Annotated in this window: 20 protein-coding genes; 6 read left to right on the top strand and 14 right to left on the bottom strand. The window is 60.5% G+C overall.

Features of this window, described 5'->3' with window-relative positions; all coding sequences use genetic code 11:
* The first annotated feature begins 4 nt into the window (after positions 1–4).
* Positions 5–598, top strand: coding sequence for a phosphoheptose isomerase (locus C7A17_RS15810; RefSeq protein WP_106738914.1), 594 nt, complete (start codon positions 5–7; stop codon positions 596–598).
* Entirely contained in the window at positions 595–1,128 is a 534-nt protein-coding gene (locus tag C7A17_RS15805; protein WP_106738913.1) for a BON domain-containing protein, read from the top strand. The genes C7A17_RS15810 and C7A17_RS15805 overlap by 4 nt, the downstream gene beginning before the upstream one ends.
* 63 nt (positions 1,129–1,191) lie before the next feature.
* Here C7A17_RS15805 and C7A17_RS15800 read toward each other — a convergent pair whose 3' ends face one another.
* The 7 genes from C7A17_RS15800 to rplM form a co-directional block, all read right to left on the bottom strand.
* Entirely contained in the window at positions 1,192–1,608 is a 417-nt protein-coding gene (locus C7A17_RS15800; protein ID WP_106738912.1) for a ClpXP protease specificity-enhancing factor, read from the bottom strand.
* Between the two features lie 17 nt (positions 1,609–1,625).
* Complete coding sequence (locus C7A17_RS15795) at positions 1,626–2,243, bottom strand: glutathione S-transferase N-terminal domain-containing protein (protein ID WP_106738911.1); 618 nt, start codon at positions 2,241–2,243, stop codon at positions 1,626–1,628.
* Positions 2,244–2,405: 162 nt separating this feature from the next.
* Positions 2,406–3,185, bottom strand: a complete 780-nt coding sequence (locus tag C7A17_RS15790) for a cytochrome c1 (RefSeq protein WP_106738910.1) — start codon at positions 3,183–3,185, stop codon at positions 2,406–2,408.
* Positions 3,185–4,396 (bottom strand): cytochrome b, encoded by a 1,212-nt coding sequence (locus C7A17_RS15785; protein WP_106738909.1) that lies wholly within the window; start codon positions 4,394–4,396, stop codon positions 3,185–3,187. Before C7A17_RS15785 ends, C7A17_RS15790 begins: the two co-directional genes overlap by 1 nt.
* Positions 4,396–4,989: a ubiquinol-cytochrome c reductase iron-sulfur subunit gene (gene petA, locus C7A17_RS15780; protein WP_106738908.1), complete on the bottom strand. Its 594-nt coding sequence runs from the start codon at positions 4,987–4,989 to the stop codon at positions 4,396–4,398. Before petA ends, C7A17_RS15785 begins: the two co-directional genes overlap by 1 nt.
* Before the next feature lie 254 nt (positions 4,990–5,243).
* Entirely contained in the window at positions 5,244–5,636 is a 393-nt protein-coding gene (rpsI, locus tag C7A17_RS15775) for a 30S ribosomal protein S9 (protein WP_106738907.1), read from the bottom strand.
* A 14-nt stretch (positions 5,637–5,650) separates the two neighbouring features.
* The gene (gene rplM / locus C7A17_RS15770; protein WP_037004174.1) at positions 5,651–6,079 is read right to left on the bottom strand and encodes a 50S ribosomal protein L13; all 429 of its coding nucleotides are present in this window, start codon (positions 6,077–6,079) and stop codon (positions 5,651–5,653) included.
* 247 nt (positions 6,080–6,326) lie between these two features.
* Between rplM and C7A17_RS15765 the strand changes: the two genes are divergently transcribed.
* Complete coding sequence (locus C7A17_RS15765) at positions 6,327–7,364, top strand: NADP(H)-dependent aldo-keto reductase (RefSeq protein ID WP_106738906.1); 1,038 nt, start codon at positions 6,327–6,329, stop codon at positions 7,362–7,364.
* A 58-nt stretch (positions 7,365–7,422) separates the two neighbouring features.
* Here the strand turns inward: C7A17_RS15765 and C7A17_RS15760 are convergent, their stop codons facing one another.
* Positions 7,423–8,562 carry an acyl-CoA dehydrogenase family protein gene (locus C7A17_RS15760; RefSeq protein WP_106738905.1) on the bottom strand — a complete coding sequence of 380 codons (1,140 nt, stop codon included), beginning with the start codon at positions 8,560–8,562 and terminating at the stop codon, positions 7,423–7,425.
* A gap of 144 nt (positions 8,563–8,706) precedes the next feature.
* On the opposite strand from C7A17_RS15760, the gene C7A17_RS15755 reads away from it, so the two are divergent.
* The gene (locus tag C7A17_RS15755) at positions 8,707–9,714 is read left to right on the top strand and encodes a GlxA family transcriptional regulator (RefSeq protein ID WP_106738904.1); all 1,008 of its coding nucleotides are present in this window, start codon (positions 8,707–8,709) and stop codon (positions 9,712–9,714) included.
* A 133-nt stretch (positions 9,715–9,847) separates the two neighbouring features.
* On the top strand, positions 9,848–10,810 hold the full coding sequence (locus tag C7A17_RS15750; protein ID WP_106738903.1) for a hypothetical protein: 963 nt from the start codon (positions 9,848–9,850) through the stop codon (positions 10,808–10,810).
* Positions 10,811–10,893: 83 nt separating this feature from the next.
* Here C7A17_RS15750 and C7A17_RS15745 read toward each other — a convergent pair whose 3' ends face one another.
* The 4 genes from C7A17_RS15745 to C7A17_RS15730 all read right to left on the bottom strand — a co-directional run bounded on the left by C7A17_RS15745 (position 10,894) and on the right by C7A17_RS15730 (position 15,729).
* Positions 10,894–12,036: an IS481 family transposase gene (locus C7A17_RS15745; protein WP_106742723.1), complete on the bottom strand. Its 1,143-nt coding sequence runs from the start codon at positions 12,034–12,036 to the stop codon at positions 10,894–10,896.
* A gap of 209 nt (positions 12,037–12,245) precedes the next feature.
* The gene (gene zapE, locus C7A17_RS15740) at positions 12,246–13,340 is read right to left on the bottom strand and encodes a cell division protein ZapE (RefSeq protein WP_106738902.1); all 1,095 of its coding nucleotides are present in this window, start codon (positions 13,338–13,340) and stop codon (positions 12,246–12,248) included.
* Between the two features lie 276 nt (positions 13,341–13,616).
* Positions 13,617–14,963 carry a tryptophan--tRNA ligase gene (locus C7A17_RS15735; protein ID WP_106738901.1) on the bottom strand — a complete coding sequence of 449 codons (1,347 nt, stop codon included), beginning with the start codon at positions 14,961–14,963 and terminating at the stop codon, positions 13,617–13,619.
* A 136-nt stretch (positions 14,964–15,099) separates the two neighbouring features.
* The gene (locus C7A17_RS15730) at positions 15,100–15,729 is read right to left on the bottom strand and encodes an alpha/beta hydrolase (protein ID WP_106738900.1); all 630 of its coding nucleotides are present in this window, start codon (positions 15,727–15,729) and stop codon (positions 15,100–15,102) included.
* A 265-nt stretch (positions 15,730–15,994) separates the two neighbouring features.
* On the opposite strand from C7A17_RS15730, the gene C7A17_RS15725 reads away from it, so the two are divergent.
* A complete protein-coding gene (locus C7A17_RS15725; protein ID WP_106738899.1) occupies positions 15,995–16,429 on the top strand; it encodes a Z-ring associated ZapG family protein in 435 nt (144 codons plus the stop codon).
* A 116-nt stretch (positions 16,430–16,545) separates the two neighbouring features.
* Here C7A17_RS15725 and lipB read toward each other — a convergent pair whose 3' ends face one another.
* Together lipB and C7A17_RS15715 are read right to left on the bottom strand one after the other, a co-directional pair.
* Positions 16,546–17,166, bottom strand: coding sequence for a lipoyl(octanoyl) transferase LipB (gene lipB, locus C7A17_RS15720; protein ID WP_106738898.1), 621 nt, complete (start codon positions 17,164–17,166; stop codon positions 16,546–16,548).
* Entirely contained in the window at positions 17,167–17,445 is a 279-nt protein-coding gene (locus tag C7A17_RS15715) for a DUF493 domain-containing protein (RefSeq protein ID WP_017675504.1), read from the bottom strand.
* Positions 17,446–17,500 lie beyond the last annotated feature (55 nt).

Genomic DNA, 17,500 nt, shown 5'->3' with positions numbered 1-17,500 from the left:
TCCGATGGACATGCAATCCCGAATCCTCCAGCTCTTCCAAGCCAGCATCGACACCAAGCAACAGGCCATGGAAGTCCTGAGCCCCTACATCGAGCACGCCAGCATGGTGATGGTTCAAGCGCTGCTCAACGAGGGCAAGATTCTTACCTGCGGCAACGGTGGCTCTGCGGGCGATGCCCAGCACTTTTCCTCAGAACTGCTCAACCGCTTCGAGCGCGAGCGCCCGAGCCTGCCGGCCATCGCCCTGACCACCGACAGCTCGACCATCACCTCGATCGCCAACGACTACAGCTACAACGAGATTTTCTCCAAGCAGATTCGAGCACTCGGCCAACCCGGCGACGTGCTGCTGGCAATTTCCACCAGCGGCAACTCGGCAAATGTCATCCAGGCCATTCAAGCTGCACATGATCGCGAGATGACTGTTGTCGCCCTCACCGGGCGCGACGGCGGCGGCATGGCCTCGCTACTGTTACCCGAGGACGTGGAAATCCGCGTTCCAGCCAAAGTCACCGCACGCATCCAGGAAGTCCACCTGCTGGTCATCCACTGCCTGTGCGACCTGATCGATAGTCAATTGTTTGGGAGTGAAGAATGAAACGTTCCGCACTGATCATTGCCGCCCTGGCCTTTTCCCTGGTGCTCGCTGGCTGCGGCAGCCGTAGCATCGGCAACAAGATCGACGACCAGTTCCTCGGCCCGGATGTGGCATCGCAGATCAGCAACGCCCATGCCGACCTGTCCACTCCCACGTCACGCATCGTCGTCACCAGCTACAACGGCGTGATCCTGCTCGCTGGCCAGACGCCACGTAGCGAACTGAAAGATCTGGCCGCTCAGACCGCACGCCGCGTACAAGGCGTGAAAAAGGTCTACAACGAACTGCAAGTGCAACAACCTGCGTCGCTGCTGGCACGCAGCAATGACTCGCTGCTGACCACCAAGATCAAGACCCAGATGCTCGGTGACGCCAGCGTGCCGAGCACACGTGTCAAAGTGGTCACCGAGAACGGCATCGTCTACATGCTCGGCCTGGTCACCCGTGAAGAGGCCAACGCTTCCACCCGCGTCGTGCAAAGCGTATCGGGCGTACAGAAAGTGGTGCGACTGTTCGAGTACACCAACTGAATCACTCAAGAGCAGCAAGCAAAACGGGGCGCCAGTGGCGCCCCGTTTTCATTCGTACACGTCTTACTTGACCACTTTGAGGCTTGGCCGGCCACTGGGACGTGGCGGCTCGCCACCGTCATCAGGACCACCATCGTCCGGCCCCGGCTCTTCCGGGCCAGAGGCAACTGGCGGCTCCATGTCGAAGACCATGCCCTGCCCATTCTCACGCGCATAGATCGCCAATATCGCTGGCACCGGGATATACAACGTATGAGCCACGCCACCAAAGCGCCCTTCGAAACTCACCGCCTGGTTGTCCATATGCAGCTGACGAACCGCGCTGGGCGACGCATTCAATACGATCTGACCATCACTGGCAAAGCCCGACGGAACCTGCACGCCTGGGTATTCGGCATTGACCAGAAGATGCGGTGTGCAGTCGTTATCGACTATCCACTCGTAAAGCGCACGAACCAGATAAGGACGGCTGGAATTCATGATTTTCCTCCTAAGTCTCAGCGCATTGCGCGCTCGGCAGCGGAAAGACTGGCCTGAAAGGTATCACGAGCGAACTGACGCTCCATGTAGTCAAGCAAAGGCTTCGCCGGGCGCGGTAGCTCGATTCCCAATAGCGGTAGACGCCAGAGAATCGGCAGCAGACAGCAATCCACCAGACTCAATTCCTCACTGAGAAAGAACGGCTTGTCAGCAAATAGTGGCGAGACGCCCGTCAGGCTCTCACGAAGCTCCTTGCGCGCCAGCTGGCGCTCGGCTTCCTTGCTGCGCTTGTCGAGAATACGGTCGACCAGCGCGCACCAGTCACGCTGGATGCGGTGCATCAGCAGGCGGCTGTTGGCACGTGCCACCGGATAGACCGGCAATAACGGCGGATGCGGATAACGCTCGTCCAGATATTCCATCACCACGGACGATTCATACAACGCCAGGTCGCGATCGACCAGGGTCGGCACACTGCCGTAGGGGTTCACTTCAGCCAGCTTGGGCGGGCAACGGCCCAGCTCGACATCGACGATCTCGACGCTGACACCTTTCTCGGCGAGCACCAGACGCACGCGATGGGAATAGTGATCGGCGGGGTCGGAGTAGCAGGTCAACCTATTGGTCACCGCCATGGCGATCCTCCTCGCTTTTTTGATTTTCCAGAAACACGAAAAATTGCCGTAAGCAATTTCTGACGTCGCAGGCGACGGACTCACAAGGAAACCGTCAGGTATGGAAGGCATAAAAACCTGCGCGCCCATAAGGGCGCGCAGGTTTGTTACAAGTCGAACGGCTTAGTGTACGTCCTTCCAGTACTCACGCTTGAGCAGGTAGGCGAACACGAAGAAGAACGCCAGGTACAGCAGCACGTAGGTACCGATGCGCTGGGACTCCAGCTTGACCGGGTTGGCCGAGTAGGCCAGGAAGGTCACCAGGTTCTTCACCTTCTCGTCGAACTCGGCTTCGCTCAGCTTGCCGGTGTTCGGCTCGACGGTCAGTTGGTCACAGGCCTCGTGAGTGATCGGCGTACCGGTCAGCGGGTCGAACTGCTTCTTGCCGTTTTCCACTACCTGAACCTGCTTGCAACCAATGACCTGATTGCCCTGCAGGCTGACCAGTACATTGGGCATACCCACGTTCGGGAACACCTTGTTGTTGGCTCCCAGCGGGCGAGTCGGGTCAGCGTAGAAGGTACGCAGGTAGGTATACAGCCAATCGGTACCACGCACACGAGCGACCAGAGTCAGATCGGGCGGTGCCGCACCGAACCATGCCTTGGCATCGGCCGGTTTCATGCCGATCTTCATGTGGTCACCAATCTTGGCGTCGTTGAACACCAGATTGTCCAGCATGACTTCGTGCGGGATACCAAGGTCATCGGCAACACGCTCGTAGCGCTGATACTGGGCCGAGTGGCAGCCCATGCAGTAGTTGGCGAAAGTACGCGCGCCATCCTGCATGGCAGCCTTGTCGCGCAGGTCGATATCCACCTTGTCCAGCGGATGGTTGCTGGCAGCGCCCATGGCCAGGGCAGGCAGCGCAGCGAAAACAAATGCAGCGAAGAGCTTTTTCATCAGCCAGTCACCCTTTCCGGAACCGGTTTGGTCTTCTCCATCCTGGTGTAGAACGGCATCAGGACGAAGTACGCGAAGTACAGGAACGTGCAGATCTGCGACAGCAGGGTACGACCCGGGGTCGGAGCCAGCACACCCAGTACGCCGAGGATGACGAAGGAGATGCAGAAGACCACCAGCCAGATCTTGCTCAGCCAACCCTTGTAACGCATGGACTTGACCGGGCTACGGTCGAGCCAGGGCAGCACGAACAGCACCGCGATGGCAGCGCCCATGGCGATAACGCCGAGCAGCTTGTCCGGTACTGCGCGCAGAATCGCGTAGAACGGCGTGAAGTACCAAACCGGAGCGATGTGATCAGGCGTCTTGAACGGGTTGGCCGCTTCGAAGTTCGGCTTCTCGAGGAAGTAGCCCCCCATTTCCGGGAAGAAGAACACCACGAAGCAGAATACGAAGAGGAAGACTACAACGCCGACGATGTCTTTCACGGTGTAGTAAGGGTGGAACGCGATCCCGTCGAGCGGCACACCGTTCTCGTCCTTGAACTTCTTGATGTCGACGCCATCAGGGTTGTTCGAACCGACTTCGTGCAGCGCCAGAATGTGCAGCACGACCAGGCCGAGCAGCACGATAGGCAGCGCGATCACGTGCAGGGCGAAGAAGCGGTTCAGGGTGATGCCGGAGATCAGGTAGTCACCACGGATCCACTGGGTCAGGTCATCGCCGATCACCGGGATGGCACCGAACAGCGAGATGATCACCTGGGCACCCCAGTAGGACATCTGGCCCCAAGGCAGCAGGTAGCCCATGAAGGCCTCGGCCATCAGCACCAGGTAGATCAGCATGCCGAAGATCCACACCAGCTCGCGCGGCTTCTGGTACGAGCCGTAGAGCAGACCGCGGAACATGTGCAGGTAGACCACCACGAAGAACGCCGAAGCGCCGGTGGAGTGCAGGTAGCGCAGGATCCAGCCGTACTCGACATCACGCATGATGTATTCGACGGAGGCGAAGGCTTCCTCGGCGGACGGAGTGAAGCTCATGGTCAGCCAGATACCGGTAACGATCTGGTTGACCAGCACCAGCAGCGCCAGCGAGCCAAAGAAGTAGAAGAAGTTGAAATTCTTCGGTGCGTAGTATTTGGAGAGATGGTCTTCCCACATCTTGGTGGCAGGGAAGCGCGCATCCACCCATTCCATGAATTTGCTCATCAGGCCTTCTCCTGGTCCACACCGATGATGATCACATCATCCGTCTCGTAGCTGTAGGGCGGCACCGGCAGGTTCAGCGGAGCCGGCTGCGCCTTGTAGACACGCCCAGCGAGGTCGTAACGAGAACCATGACAAGGGCAGAAGTAACCGCCGACCCACTCGGCACCCAGATCGGCCGGAGCCACTTCCGGGCGGAAGGACGGCGAGCAACCCAGGTGGGTGCACAGACCGACCAGCACCAGCAGCTCGGGTTTGATCGAGCGAGTTTTCTTGTCGACGTACTCCGGCTGCACGGAAGCAGCGGATTCGGGGTCAGCTACGCTGCCTTCGATCTTGGTCAGGTTAGCCAGGATCTCCTCGGTACGGCGCACGATGAACACCGGCTGACCGCGCCACTCAGCAACCATCTGCTGACCCGCCTCGATCTTGCTGACGTTCACCTTCACCGGTGCACCGGCCGCCTTGGCCTTGGCACTGGGGAACCATGACCCCACGAACGGAGTCGCAGCACCTACCGCTCCTGCTGCACCCACCACGGAGGTGGCTGCAACCAGGAAGCGACGCCGGCCTGCATTCACGCCGTCATTGCTCATTCAGTCGTCTCCCATCAGCTTTGTGGCCTGTTGTTCAGGCCTCTACTAAGTAAAAATCGGGCCGCGCAAAAAATTCGCCAAATGGTAAAGAAAAGCCCCTTTTCTGACAAGGTAATTACCCGCCAAGAGACTGACGAAAGCCTTGTCGCGCGCGGCCTGCGCGCATGCGGCACGTTGTCGCATCATTTCGCCACGCCCATAAAAAACGCCCAGCTCCGTAAGGAAACTGGGCGCTTGTGCAAGCGTAGACGCGATTAACGCTTCGAGTACTGCGGACGCTTACGCGCTTTACGCAGACCGACTTTCTTACGCTCAACTTCACGGGCATCACGAGTGACGTAACCAGCTTTACGCAGCGGGCTGCGCAGGGTCTCGTCGTACTCGATCAGAGCGCGGGTGATACCGTGACGGATCGCACCGGCCTGACCGCTGACACCACCACCAGCAACGGTGACGAAGATGTCGAACTTCTCAACAGTCTCGGTCAGCTCCAGCGGCTGACGCACGACCATGCGAGCGGTTTCACGACCGAAGAAGGTATCCAGGGCGCGGTTGTTGATCGAGATGTTACCAGTACCCGGACGCAGGAAAACGCGCGCGGTTGCGGTCTTGCGACGGCCAGTGCCGTAATTTTGAGTCGCCGACATAATGAACTATTCCGTTAAATCTTCAGTTCTTGGGGCTGCTGAGCGGTGTGCGGGTGAACTGCACCCTTGTACACCTTCAGCTTACGATACATGTCGCGACCCAGCGGGTTCTTCGGCAGCATGCCTTTGACCGCAGTCTCGATCACGCGCTCAGGAGCACGAGCGATCAGCTTCTCGAAGTTGATCTCTTTGATGCCGCCCGGGAAGCCGGAGTGGGAGTAGTACATTTTGTCGCTGGTCTTGGCACCAGTCACACGTACCTGCTCGGCATTGATCACGACGATGTAGTCGCCAGTGTCAACGTGAGGAGTGTACTCAGGCTTGTGCTTGCCACGCAGACGGCTCGCGATTTCGGTGGCCAGACGACCCAGGGTCTTGCCAGCAGCATCAACGACGAACCAGTCGCGTTTTACTGTTTCCGGTTTAGCAGTAAAAGTTTTCATTCTTTATAGCCTCAGGGGCCGCCCAGCAAAAATAGACGGCGGATCTTACTGAATAGTGCGTACTTTGACAAGTCAAAGGCAGCCGCATACGGACGCTATCGGGGGCTCGGGTCAGCGCGTCCACAATACGGCAAGATTCTTCGGCAGGCGGCGCATCACTTCCACCGCAGAAAGAGGTGGCGGATTATCCTGATTGCGAAAAAAATTTCAACCTGCTTGTATGGCTCTTTTGCCAAGGGAACACCTCATGGAATACCGCAAGCTAGGCCGAACCGATCTCGATGTCAGCGCCCTGTGCCTGGGCAGCATGACCTGGGGCGAGCAGAACAGCGAAGCCGAAGGCTTTGCCCAGATCGAGCGAGCCAAGGCCGGCGGCGTCAACTTCATCGATACCGCCGAGATGTATCCGGTGCCACCGCGCGCCGAGACCTACAGCAAGACCGAACAGATCATCGGCAACTACTTCAAGCAGCACGGTGACCGCGCCGACTGGATTCTGGCCAGCAAGATCGCCGGCCCCGGCAATGGCATCAGCCATATCCGTGACGGCCAGTTGAAGTTCAACCGTGCGCACATCGTCGCCGCGCTGGACGCCAGCCTGAAACGCCTACAGACCGACTGGATCGACCTGTACCAACTGCACTGGCCGGAGCGCCCGACCAACTTCTTCGGCCAGCTCGGCTATCGCCACCAGGACGTCGATTTCACGCCGCTGGAAGAAACCCTGGAAGTACTCGACGAGCAGGTGAAAGCCGGCAAGATCCGCCATATCGGCCTGTCCAATGAGACGCCATGGGGGACAATGAAATTCCTGCAACTGGCCGAACAACGTGGCTGGCCGCGTGCAGTCTCGATCCAGAACCCCTACAACCTGCTCAACCGCAGCTTCGAAGTAGGCCTGGCGGAAGTGGCGATTCGCGAACAGTGCGGCCTGCTGGCCTATTCGCCCCTGGCGTTCGGCATGCTCAGCGGCAAGTACGAAGGCGGCGCCCGCCCGCAAGGCACACGCATCAGCCTGTTCAGCCGCTTCGCTCGCTACACCAACCCGCAGTCGGAAGCAGCCTGTTCGCGCTACGTCGCCCTGGCCCGTGAGCATGGCCTGGATCCGGCACAGATGGCCTTGGCCTTCGTTACCGCGCAGCCCTTCGTGACCAGCAACATCATCGGCGCTACCAGCCTGGAGCAACTGGACAGCAACCTGGCCAGCGCCGAGCTGAAGCTCTCCGAGGAGGTGCTTGCCGGTATCGAGGCGATCCACAAGGCGCAGCCCAACCCAGCGCCCTGATTCAGCGCGCAACGAAAAAGCCCGGCATTGCCGGGCTTTTTCTTGGCATCAGCCGCCCTCAGACCAGGGAGCGAGCGATGATCTCCTTCATGATCTCGTTGGTGCCGGCGTAGATTCGCTGCACTCGCGCATCGGCCCAGGCCCGCGCCACCGGATATTCCCACATGAAGCCGTAACCGCCGTGCAACTGCACGCATTCGTCGAGCACCTTACACTGCAGGTCGGTACCCCAATACTTGAGCATCGCGGCTGTGGGCACGTCCAGCTTGCGCTGCAGATGCAGCTCCAGGCAGCGATCGACGAAAACGCGCCCCACCTGTATCTCGGTGGCCATCTCGGCCAGCTTGAAACGCGTATTCTGGAAGTCCGACACCGACTTACCGAACGCCTTGCGCTCGCGGGTGTAGTCGAGCGTCCATTGCAGCGCCGCTTCGGCCGACGCCAGGGCGCCAATGCCGACGGTCAGGCGCTCCTGAGGTAATTCCTGCATCAAATAGGCGAAGCCCATGCCCGGCTGGCCCAGCAGATTTTCCTTGGGCACGCGCACATCCTGGAAGAACAGCTCGGAGGTGTCCTGCGCCTTCATGCCGACCTTCTCCAGGCGCTTGCCCTTGGAGAACCCGGGCGTGTTGGCCTCGACCAGGAACAGACTGGTGCCCTTGGCACCGGCCTTGGGATCAGTCTTGGCCACGACGATCACCAGATCAGCCAGCCAGCCGTTGGTGATGAAAGTCTTCGAGCCGTTGATCACGTACTCGTCGCCGTCGAGCACGGCGGTGGTCTTCACGCCCTGCAAGTCGGAGCCGGCGCCCGGTTCGGTCATGGCGATGGCGGTGACCATCTCGCCGCTCACCAGCTTGGGCAGGTAATGCTGCTTCTGCGCTTCGCTGCCGTAATGGAGGATGTAGGGCGCGACGATATCCGAATGCAGGGAGAAGCCGATGCCGGTCAGGCCCAGACGCCCGATTTCCTCGATCACCACGGTGCTGTAGAGGAAGTCGGCCGCCATACCGCCGTACTCTTCAGGAATATGCGAGCAGAGCATGCCGGCCTCGCCTGCCTTGTTCCAAAGCGCGCGGTCGACATGGCCGTCCTTTTCCCACTGGTGGTGATAGGGAACGGCCTCCTGCTCGAGAAACTTGCGCACGCTGTCGCGAAACAGTTCATGGTCGGAGCTGAATATCGTTCTGGGGATCATGGCACTACCTGTGTCTGAGGCGGACAAAAAGCATGGCCTCGACTTTAGCCAAGCAACCGCTTGGTCGCACTGGACACAAGCGCCAAAAAATAAGACGATCCAGCCGCCGCATGACCACTTAGCCTTGAATAAGAATAAATACCCATGGTTATCACACCGCCGCGCGCAGCCTTGCGCCGTGTCAGCATTCTCGCCACCGATGGCGTATTCGCCTCCACCCTGATGCAGGCCAAGGACTTCTTCCACATGGCCGGCATTCGTTATGCCAAGCAGCAGGGGCTGGGTTTTGAGCCACCGTTCGAGATTCATCTGGTCAGCCCGGACGGCCTCCCCGTGAACAGTTTCAGTAATGTGCGCCTGCCAGTGGATGGCGGCCTTGATACCTGCGACGTGATCATCCTGCCCGCCTTCTGGGACGACTTCGACGCTCTGTGCAAGCGCTACCCGCAGGTGCTGGATTGGCTAAGTAGCCGCCATGCTGCAGGCACGGCGATTTGTGGCGAAGCCACTGGCGTGTTCTGGATGGCCGAGGCCGGCCTGCTAGACGGCAAGGAAGCGACCACCTACTGGCGCTTCTTCCGCGAATTCGCCGAACGCTTCCCCAAGGTGCAGTTGAATCAGGATAAGCACCTGTCCGACGCCGACAACCTGTATTGCGCCGGTGGCGTCACCTCGGCCTGCGACCTCTACATCTACCTGATCGAGCGTTACTGCGGTGCCAGCGTGGCCCAAGGGGTTGCGCGCGATATCCTCTACGAGGTGCAACGCAGCTATACGCCGGGGCGCATCGGCTTCGGCGGACAGAAGCTGCATCAGGACGTCACCGTGCTGCAGATCCAGCACTGGCTGGAAGAGCACTACGCCGACAAATTCCGCTTCGAGGACGTAGCGCGCGAGCACGGCATGAGCATTCGCAACTTCATGCGTCGTTTCCAAGGGGCAACAGGCGACAAGCCGCTGCACTACCTGCAGCGCCTGCGCATCGAAACCGCCAAGAGCCTGCTCTCCTCCACCCGCAAGAGCATCAAGACCATCAGCTACGAAGTGGGCTACGACGATGCGAGCTTCTTCGCCAGACTGTTTCGCCAGCACACCGAGTTGTCCCCCAACCAGTACCGCCGCCAGTTCCAGCAGAAAGAAACCCAGGCCTGAATACCGCTCCGCCCAGCCAGGCCGGGCGGTTTCAAGCAGCAGGCAAAGCGCCAGCCCACCCTTGGTTAGGTTGGCGCCTTGCGGCAGCGCCCTATGATCGGTGAGCGAAGATAACAACAACAGGTTCACCGCCATGCGCCGTTTATTGATTGCCCTGCTTGCCACCTGCAGCCTCGGTGCTGCCGCCGCCGACAACTGGAAACCTTTCCCGCTCGACCAGAGCGCCTACGACTACAGTGGCGACAAGCTGCGCCAGGCCTGGCCGCAACTGACTCGCGGCTTTGGCGATTACCCCTTCCCCGATGCCGACTGGGTGGTGAGCATGGCCACCCGCCACCCGCAAGCCCTGGAGAAAACCGTCGCTGCCGGCACCGGCTTTACCGGCAAGCCGGAAGAAGCCGAGCTTTACGCACAGAAACTGCAGGAGGTCTGGCGCCTGATGTTCCGTGGCGACTTTGCCCAGGCCAAGGAGCAGGGCCTGGCCCTCGGCGTCGGCGGGCAGGTTCCGGCGATGTTCGCCCAGGTGATCTATGCCATGTTCCTCGTACCCGATCAAACCGAGAAACATCGCTTGCTCGAGGAAGTGATCGCCTACACTAACGAGGCCGGTGAACTGGTGCAAGCGGACACGGTTGCCCAGTTCGGCCGCGTCTATGCCAAAGCCCGCCTGGGCGAGGAGTTGTCGGTACCGGTGGTGCTCAAGCGCGGCTACACCTCGCAGATCCCTGAGGAACTCAAAGCACTACTGGCCAAGCAACCACAACAGCCCTTCGCCCTGGCGCTTTACGGCGGCTATGAAGCCGGCGTGATCCGCAAGGTCGGCAAGCTGGTGGGCAAGATGACCTACGGCGTCAGTGCGGACAACATGGAGCAGTACTTCCAGCGCAGCTTCCGGGCCCGTGATGACCTGCCCATCGGCCACTACGAGTACGCCAACGCCCTGACTTACGTGTACGGCGATGATGAAGAAGACAAGGTGATCGAACACCTCAAGCGCGCCGTGGCGATAAAACCGATCAGCGCCATGGAGGCGCTGGAAGTGGCGCACGCGCAGAAGATGCTTGCACAGTATCAGCAGAAGCTGGCGAAGAACTGAAAGGTCAACCGTAGGGTACGCCGCGTGTTCAGCCGGGGGACATGGTAAACACCTGTCGGGAGACATGGGTAACAGGTTGATGATCATGTTGCCCGTTGCCTCAGGTCTATCTGACGCAGCGTTTTGCGGATGAATACCACATCGTAGACACCCTCTTCGGCAGTTGGTCGGATGGCGACCTTCTCCCCATATAGACCTCCACTTACGAAGACGTTGAGCCCTTTGAAATACACCTGCCCGGTCTGACGTACATTCACCACGTGATCACCCGGTTCATATTCGATGGCTGGCAGTTGCTCCGGGTAGCTTCGTGGACTGGGCCTATAGCGCTCTATAGGGGGCCGTTGATCAAGTGCTTCGTGCGGACGGTAATGGTTGTACTCGTCTCGCCAGCGGCTCATCACTTGCTGACAATGCTGCAAGTCGCTGAACGCGCGATGCAGCACTTCGCGTTTGAGTGTCTGGTGGAAGCGCTCCAGCTTGCCCTGAGTCTGTGGATGATGAGGCCGACTATGGCTGACCTCGATCCCCAGCCGCATCAGCCAAACCTCCAATTTTGATAGTCCACCGGCAATATTAGAACCCCAAGGCGGCCCGTTGTCGGCGGTGATACGCAGCGGCAAACCGTACTGACGGAAAACCTCGATCAGATGCGGTTTGACCAGCTCCAGCCGCTCCCCCTCACAGGCTTGCAGGCAGAGCGAAAAGCGTGAGTGATCGTCCAGCAGGGTCAAGGGATGACAACGAGGCGAACGGCGATCGTTTAGGGGGACGCTACCCTTGAAGTCGATCTGCCAGAGGTCGTTCGGATTGGGATGCTCGAAACGATGGTTAGCCGGCGCTTGCGCCTGCTCATTGTGGTAAAGGACATGACAATCGTGGCGCTTGAGGATGGCGTCGATAGTGCTGTGGTGAGGCGGATCAACAGCCGCAGTCATCAACAAGCTTCGCAGTTTGCGAGCGCCCCAATAGGGATAGCGGTGGTGCAATTGCACAACCGTTTGTTCCAACGTCGGATCGCTGCGCCCTGGACTGCTCAGGGGACGGCGGGATCGATCCTGTAAGCCTGCATCGCCTTGCTCACGGTACCGATCCAGCCATTTGTAGCCAGTTCTGGGACTGATGCCATACCGCCGACAGAGCTCCCGCACATTACTTTGGGGCTGCCCTGCCAGCAGAACAAACTCTCGCCTTATCGACATAGTGCTGCGCTCCAGCCACGGCATCATTCGATCTCCCGATCCGATGAACACCGTAAGCCTAAATGCGTTACCTATGTCTCCCGACACCCGTTACCTATGTCCCCCGGCTGAACACCGCGCGCACCGAACAAGCCGCGAACATCCATGGTTTCGGTGCGCATGGCGAACCCTATGGGGAGTAGCACCCATGAAAAAGGCGACCTTGTGGGTCGCCTTTTTCATATCGCTTTCCGTCAGGGCCGGTGTGGGCGCGAGAGGAATTCGTGCGATTGCATTTCCAGCAGACGGCTCAGCGTGCGCTGGAACTCGAAGCTCAGGCGGCCGCCGGTGTACAGATCCTTGAGCTCCACTTCCGCGGAGATGATCAGCTTGACGTTGCGGTCGTAGAACTCGTCCACCAGGTTGATGAAGCGCCGCGCCATGTCGTCCTTGGCCACGCTCATCTGCTCGACGTTGGCCAGGATCACCGCATGGAAGATCTTGCCCAGCTCGATGTAGTCGTTCTGGCTGCGCGGGCCGTCGCACAGCTCGCGGAACTCGAACCAGGCCACGTCCTCGCACACCCGCACGGCGTTGATCGCGCGGTTCTCGATCATCAGCGCCTCGTTTTCCACCATGTGGGTGCAATCGGGTAGCAGGCTGCGGAAGCTGGTCAGCAGGCTCTCCTCGGCAGCCGGGCCGAGCGGGAAGTGGAACAGCTCGGCTTGCTCCAATGCGCGTAGGCGGTAATCGACGCCACTGTCGACATTGACGATATCGGTGTGCTGCTTGAGCAGAGCGATGGCCGGCAGGAAGCGCGCACGTTGCAGGCCATCCTTGTACAGACCATCCGGCACGATGTTGGAGGTGGCTACCAGCGACACGCCATTTTTGAACAGCTCTTCCATCAGCGTGGCGAGGATCATCGCGTCTGTGATATCGCTGACGAAGAACTCGTCGAAGCAGATCACCCGCGCCTCGTCGGCGAAACGCTTACCGATGATGGTCAGTGGGTTCTTCTCGCCCTTGAGGGTCTTCATTTCCTCGTGCACACGCTTCATGAAGCGGTGGAAGTGGGTGCGCATCTTCTGCTCGAACGGCAGCGCATCGAAGAAGGTATCGACCAGATAGGTCTTGCCACGGCCGACCCCACCCCAGAAGTACAGGCCCTTGACCGGCCCCTGCGGCTTCTTGCCGAACAGTTTGCCCATCAGCCCGGACTTGCCCTGGTCGCGCGCGATCAGGTCGTCGTACAGACGCTGCAGGTGGCGGACGGCATTTTCCTGGGCCGCATCATGGAAGAAGTCGGGCCGCTTAAGGTCGGCCTGATAACGCTCGAGGGGGGTCATGATTCGTTAGCCGGGCAAGTAAAAACGGGGGCGTCACTTTAGCGATGCCCCCGTTGATTGGCAATCGGTGCAAGCTAGGCACACTCCCTCCCCCATTTATGGGAGAGGGTCGGGGAGAGGGCAGACCGACGACGCGGAGCACCGGACAACCCTCTCCCCCAGCCCCCCGCTCCGCGCCCCAGCCCTTCGCAGAGCTCAGGGCGCTCCAGCGGGTGAAGCCATGCTTCGCTCTTTCCGCTTACGCCCCGCAAGGGGGAGAGGGGAGCAAAAGCCTCTTCATTCCTGCGGCGCCAGCGCCTCACGCAAACGGGAGATGGCATCTTCCAGCGCCTGTCCGTCAGCGAACTCTGGGCTGCTTGCCACGCTTTCACCGTCGATCCAGACCGAGAACACCTGGCCTTCGGCGCGAACGTCCAACGGCTCACCGGATTGCAGACGCTTGTTGACCAGGCCAGCCGACTTGCCATCGGCAAAGGATTTCGACAGCAGCAATTGCTCGCCATCGGCATCCAGCAGGCGGAAGCGGAAGCTGCCGTCGTCATCGCGAAAGCTGACGAAGCGCGCGCTCTTGGCGGCTTTCTTCTTCTCGCCAGCGGCCACCTGCACCTGCTCGCGGAACGAACGCAGGCCCACCGCCTCGCGCAGCTCGCCAAGGAACGGCGTGGCGATCTTGCGCGCCTTGGCGGCGCCGGCGAGGAGGATATCCTCCAGGTCGGCCGGCTTGGCAATCAGCGCGTTGTAGCGCTCGCGCGCCTCGCCCAGCGTGTCTTCGAGCAGTTGGTACAGGCGATTCTTCGCCTCGCCCCAGGCCAGGCCGCCTTCCAGCTCGGCACGAAACTCGGCCTGCTGCGCGTGACTGGCAAAGGCCTGGTACAGGGTGAACAGGTGCGAGCCTTCGGCATCCTTGGGCTCACCCGGCAGCTTGGAGTCGGTGACGATGCGCGCCACGGCGTCCTTGAGCTGCTTGGCGGTGCCGAACAGCGGGATGGTGTTGTCGTAGCTCTTGCTCATCTTGCGCCCATCGAGCCCAGGCAACGTGGCCACCTCCTCCTCGATTACCACCTCGGGCAAGACGAACAGATCCTTGCCCTTGCCGAACAGGTGGTTAAAGCGCTGGCCGATGTCGCGGGCCATCTCCACGTGCTGAATCTGGTCACGACCGACCGGCACCTTCTGCGCGTTGAACATCAGGATGTCCGCGGCCATCAGCACCGGGTAGCTGAACAGGCCCATGGTCACGCCGGCATCCGGGTCTTCGCCGGCTTCGACGTTCTTGTCCACCGAGGCCTTGTAGGCATGGGCGCGGTTGAGCAGGCCCTTGCCGGCGACGCAGGTGAGCAGCCAGCACAGCTCGGGGATCTCGGGGATGTCGGACTGGCGGTAGAAGGTCGCCTTGTCGGTATCCAGGCCCAGCGCCAGCCAGGTAGCGGCGATCTCCAGGCGCGAACGCTGAATGCGCGCCGGGTCATCGCACTTGATCAACGCGTGGTAGTCGGCGAGGAAGTAGAACGAGTCCATCTGCGGGTCGCGGCTGGCGACGATGGCCGGACGGATGGCGCCGGCGTAGTTGCCCAGGTGCGGCGTGCCGGTGGTGGTGATACCGGTGAGGATACGGGTGGTCATGTCAGATTCGCTTTGCTTGAACTATTCCGCTGATCGCGCGAGCCAGGGCCGCGGGACGCCTTGAATGCCAGATTGATCGTAGGGTGCGCCGCGCGCACCACGAATGCAGGTGCGCACGGCGCACCCTACGCCAAGCTCACAGACGCGGCAGAAGGACTTCCTTCAGATCCGTCAGCTTGCCGTGAAAAAAGTGACCGCATTCTGCCACTTTCAGCAGCTCGTGGGCACGCCCGAGATTGGCCGACCAGTCGTACACGGCCTGCGGCTCGACCACTTCGTCAGCATCGGGCTGGATCACCACCAGCGGGCACTGGCTGGCCGGCGGTGTCTCGGCGGTCAGGCGATGCACCGCCGGGGCCACCATGAACAGCTTGCTCGGCACCTGCCCCTGCGCCTCCAGGCGCGCGCCCAGCGCAGCGGCGACGAAGCCCCCGAAGGAAAAGCCCAGCAGGGTGATGGGCAGGTTCGGGTATTCCTCCTTCAGCCAGGCAGCGACGGCTTCGGCGTCGTCCACTTCGCCGGTGCCCATGTCATGGCTGCCGGCACTGGCACCAACGCCGCGATAATTGAAACGCAATGTGTGATATCCACAGTCGCGCGCCGTGCGCTGCAGGGTGGACACCACCTTGTTGAGCATGGTGCCACCCTGTATCGGGTTGGGATGGCAGATCAGCGCCACGCCTCGGGCGTCCGGCACCTCAAGCAGAAGGGATTCGAGTTGGCCCACAGGGCCTTGAATGAAAAGAGGGGTTTCGCGACTGAGCAACACTGAACTCCGTGACCCCGCAACGGGTCGACTCGTCTAGCAAACTGCCTGTGCGGCAAATGAACCTGTTCAGCGCCTCACAAGCTCGCGCAATGCCAGGCAAAAACAGGAGAGGAAGCGGAGTGTACTGTCGTACATGAGCATTCCGAACCTGTTTTTGACGCAGCAGCGCCGACGCGCAGTAGACTCTGAGCAGGTTCTGGTCGTATACAGCACAGGCTCAAGCCGCTAACGTAAAGCAAAGCCGTTTTGAGAGGAAGGACTCGTGGAACAGACCGTTACAGCCTGGTTGATACCCGCCCTGACCCTGGTGGTCGGCATCGCCGTGGGCTTTCTGCTCGCCCGCCTGGCCCCCAATGCTGCACCGGGCCGTACGCAGCGGCAGATGGATGAAATGCAGGCACGCTTCGAGGCCTACCAGAACGAAGTGGTGACCCACTTCAACACCACCGCCAGCCTGGTGAAGAAACTCACCCAGAGCTACCAGGACGTGCAGGAACACCTGTCCGACGGCGCCAATCGCCTGGCCCTGGATGAACTGACCCGTCAACGTCTGCTGGCCACCCTGAACAGCACCGAGGCCGGCGAGAAACGCGAGCGCCTGACACCGCCGAAGAACTACGAAATGCCCAAGGACTACGCGCCGAAAAGCGATGGCCCGGGCATGCTGGACGAGAGCTACGGGCTGAAGAAGCCGTAACTTTCGAGCCGATGCAAAGAGCCCCGCAACTGCGGGGCTCTTTGTTTTCCGGCATGGCAGAACGCGACATCTGGCACTGGCGGTCAGGTCGGTTACACCGCCCTGCGCCCAAAAGCCTAGAGCTGGTAGCCCAGGCGCCTGCGCAGCGTCTGTTCGAGGCGCTGTGCCACTTCTTCGAATGCTGGTGCGGTGTCGAGCAGATCGCGCAACTGCACCATCTTCAGGCCGGCATAACCGCAGGGATTGATGCGCTGGAACGGCGTCATGTCCATGTCGACGTTCAGCGCCAGGCCATGGAACGAGCAGCCACGGCTGACGCGCAAGCCCAGCGAGGCGATCTTGTCACCGTTGACGTATACGCCTGGCGCATCTGCCTTGGGCGCTGCATCGACGCCATAGTGAGCCAGCAGATCGACCAGGCTCTGCTCCATGGCCGTAACCAGCTCGCGCACCCCCAGATCAAGACGGCGCAGATCCAGCATCAGATAAGCTACTAGCTGGCCCGGGCCGTGGTAGGTCACCTGACCACCCCGCTCGACCTGAATCACCGGAATGTCGCCCGGCGCCAGCAGGTGCTCGGCCTTGCCAGCCTGCCCCTGGGTGAACACCTTGGGATGTTGCAGCAGCCAGATTTCGTCCGGCGTGTGCTCATCGCGCTCGCGGGTCAGATTGCGCATGGCCTCCAACGTCGGCTGATAGTCGACCAGGCCAAGATGACGAACGATGAGTTCAGGCACTCAGAGCACCATGTGCACGCGACCAGTTGCACGCAGATCGACGTGGATCGCCTGCAACTGCTCGACGCCGGTGGCGGTGATCAGCACCTGTACGGAGAGGAAATTGCCGTTGCGGCTGTCACGCATGACCAAAGTCGAGGTATCCAGGTCAGGCGCATGACGCTGAATCACCTCGATGACCAGGTCGGAGAAACCTTCGCCAGCAGTGCCGATAACCTTGATCGGGTAACGCTCGCAGGGGAATTCGATTTTTGGGGGTTGAACGTCACTATCGGTCATGGCATCAGCGGGCTTGTGGCCCGTCCAGTAAAGGGCCGCTCCAGGTCGGAGCGGC

It is taken from the genome of Pseudomonas mendocina, from assembly GCF_003008615.1.
GTDB classification, from domain to species: Bacteria; Pseudomonadota; Gammaproteobacteria; order Pseudomonadales; family Pseudomonadaceae; genus Aquipseudomonas; species Aquipseudomonas mendocina_C.
Note: the sequence above shows the minus strand (reverse complement) of the source record. Positions and strands in the feature narration are given on the sequence as shown.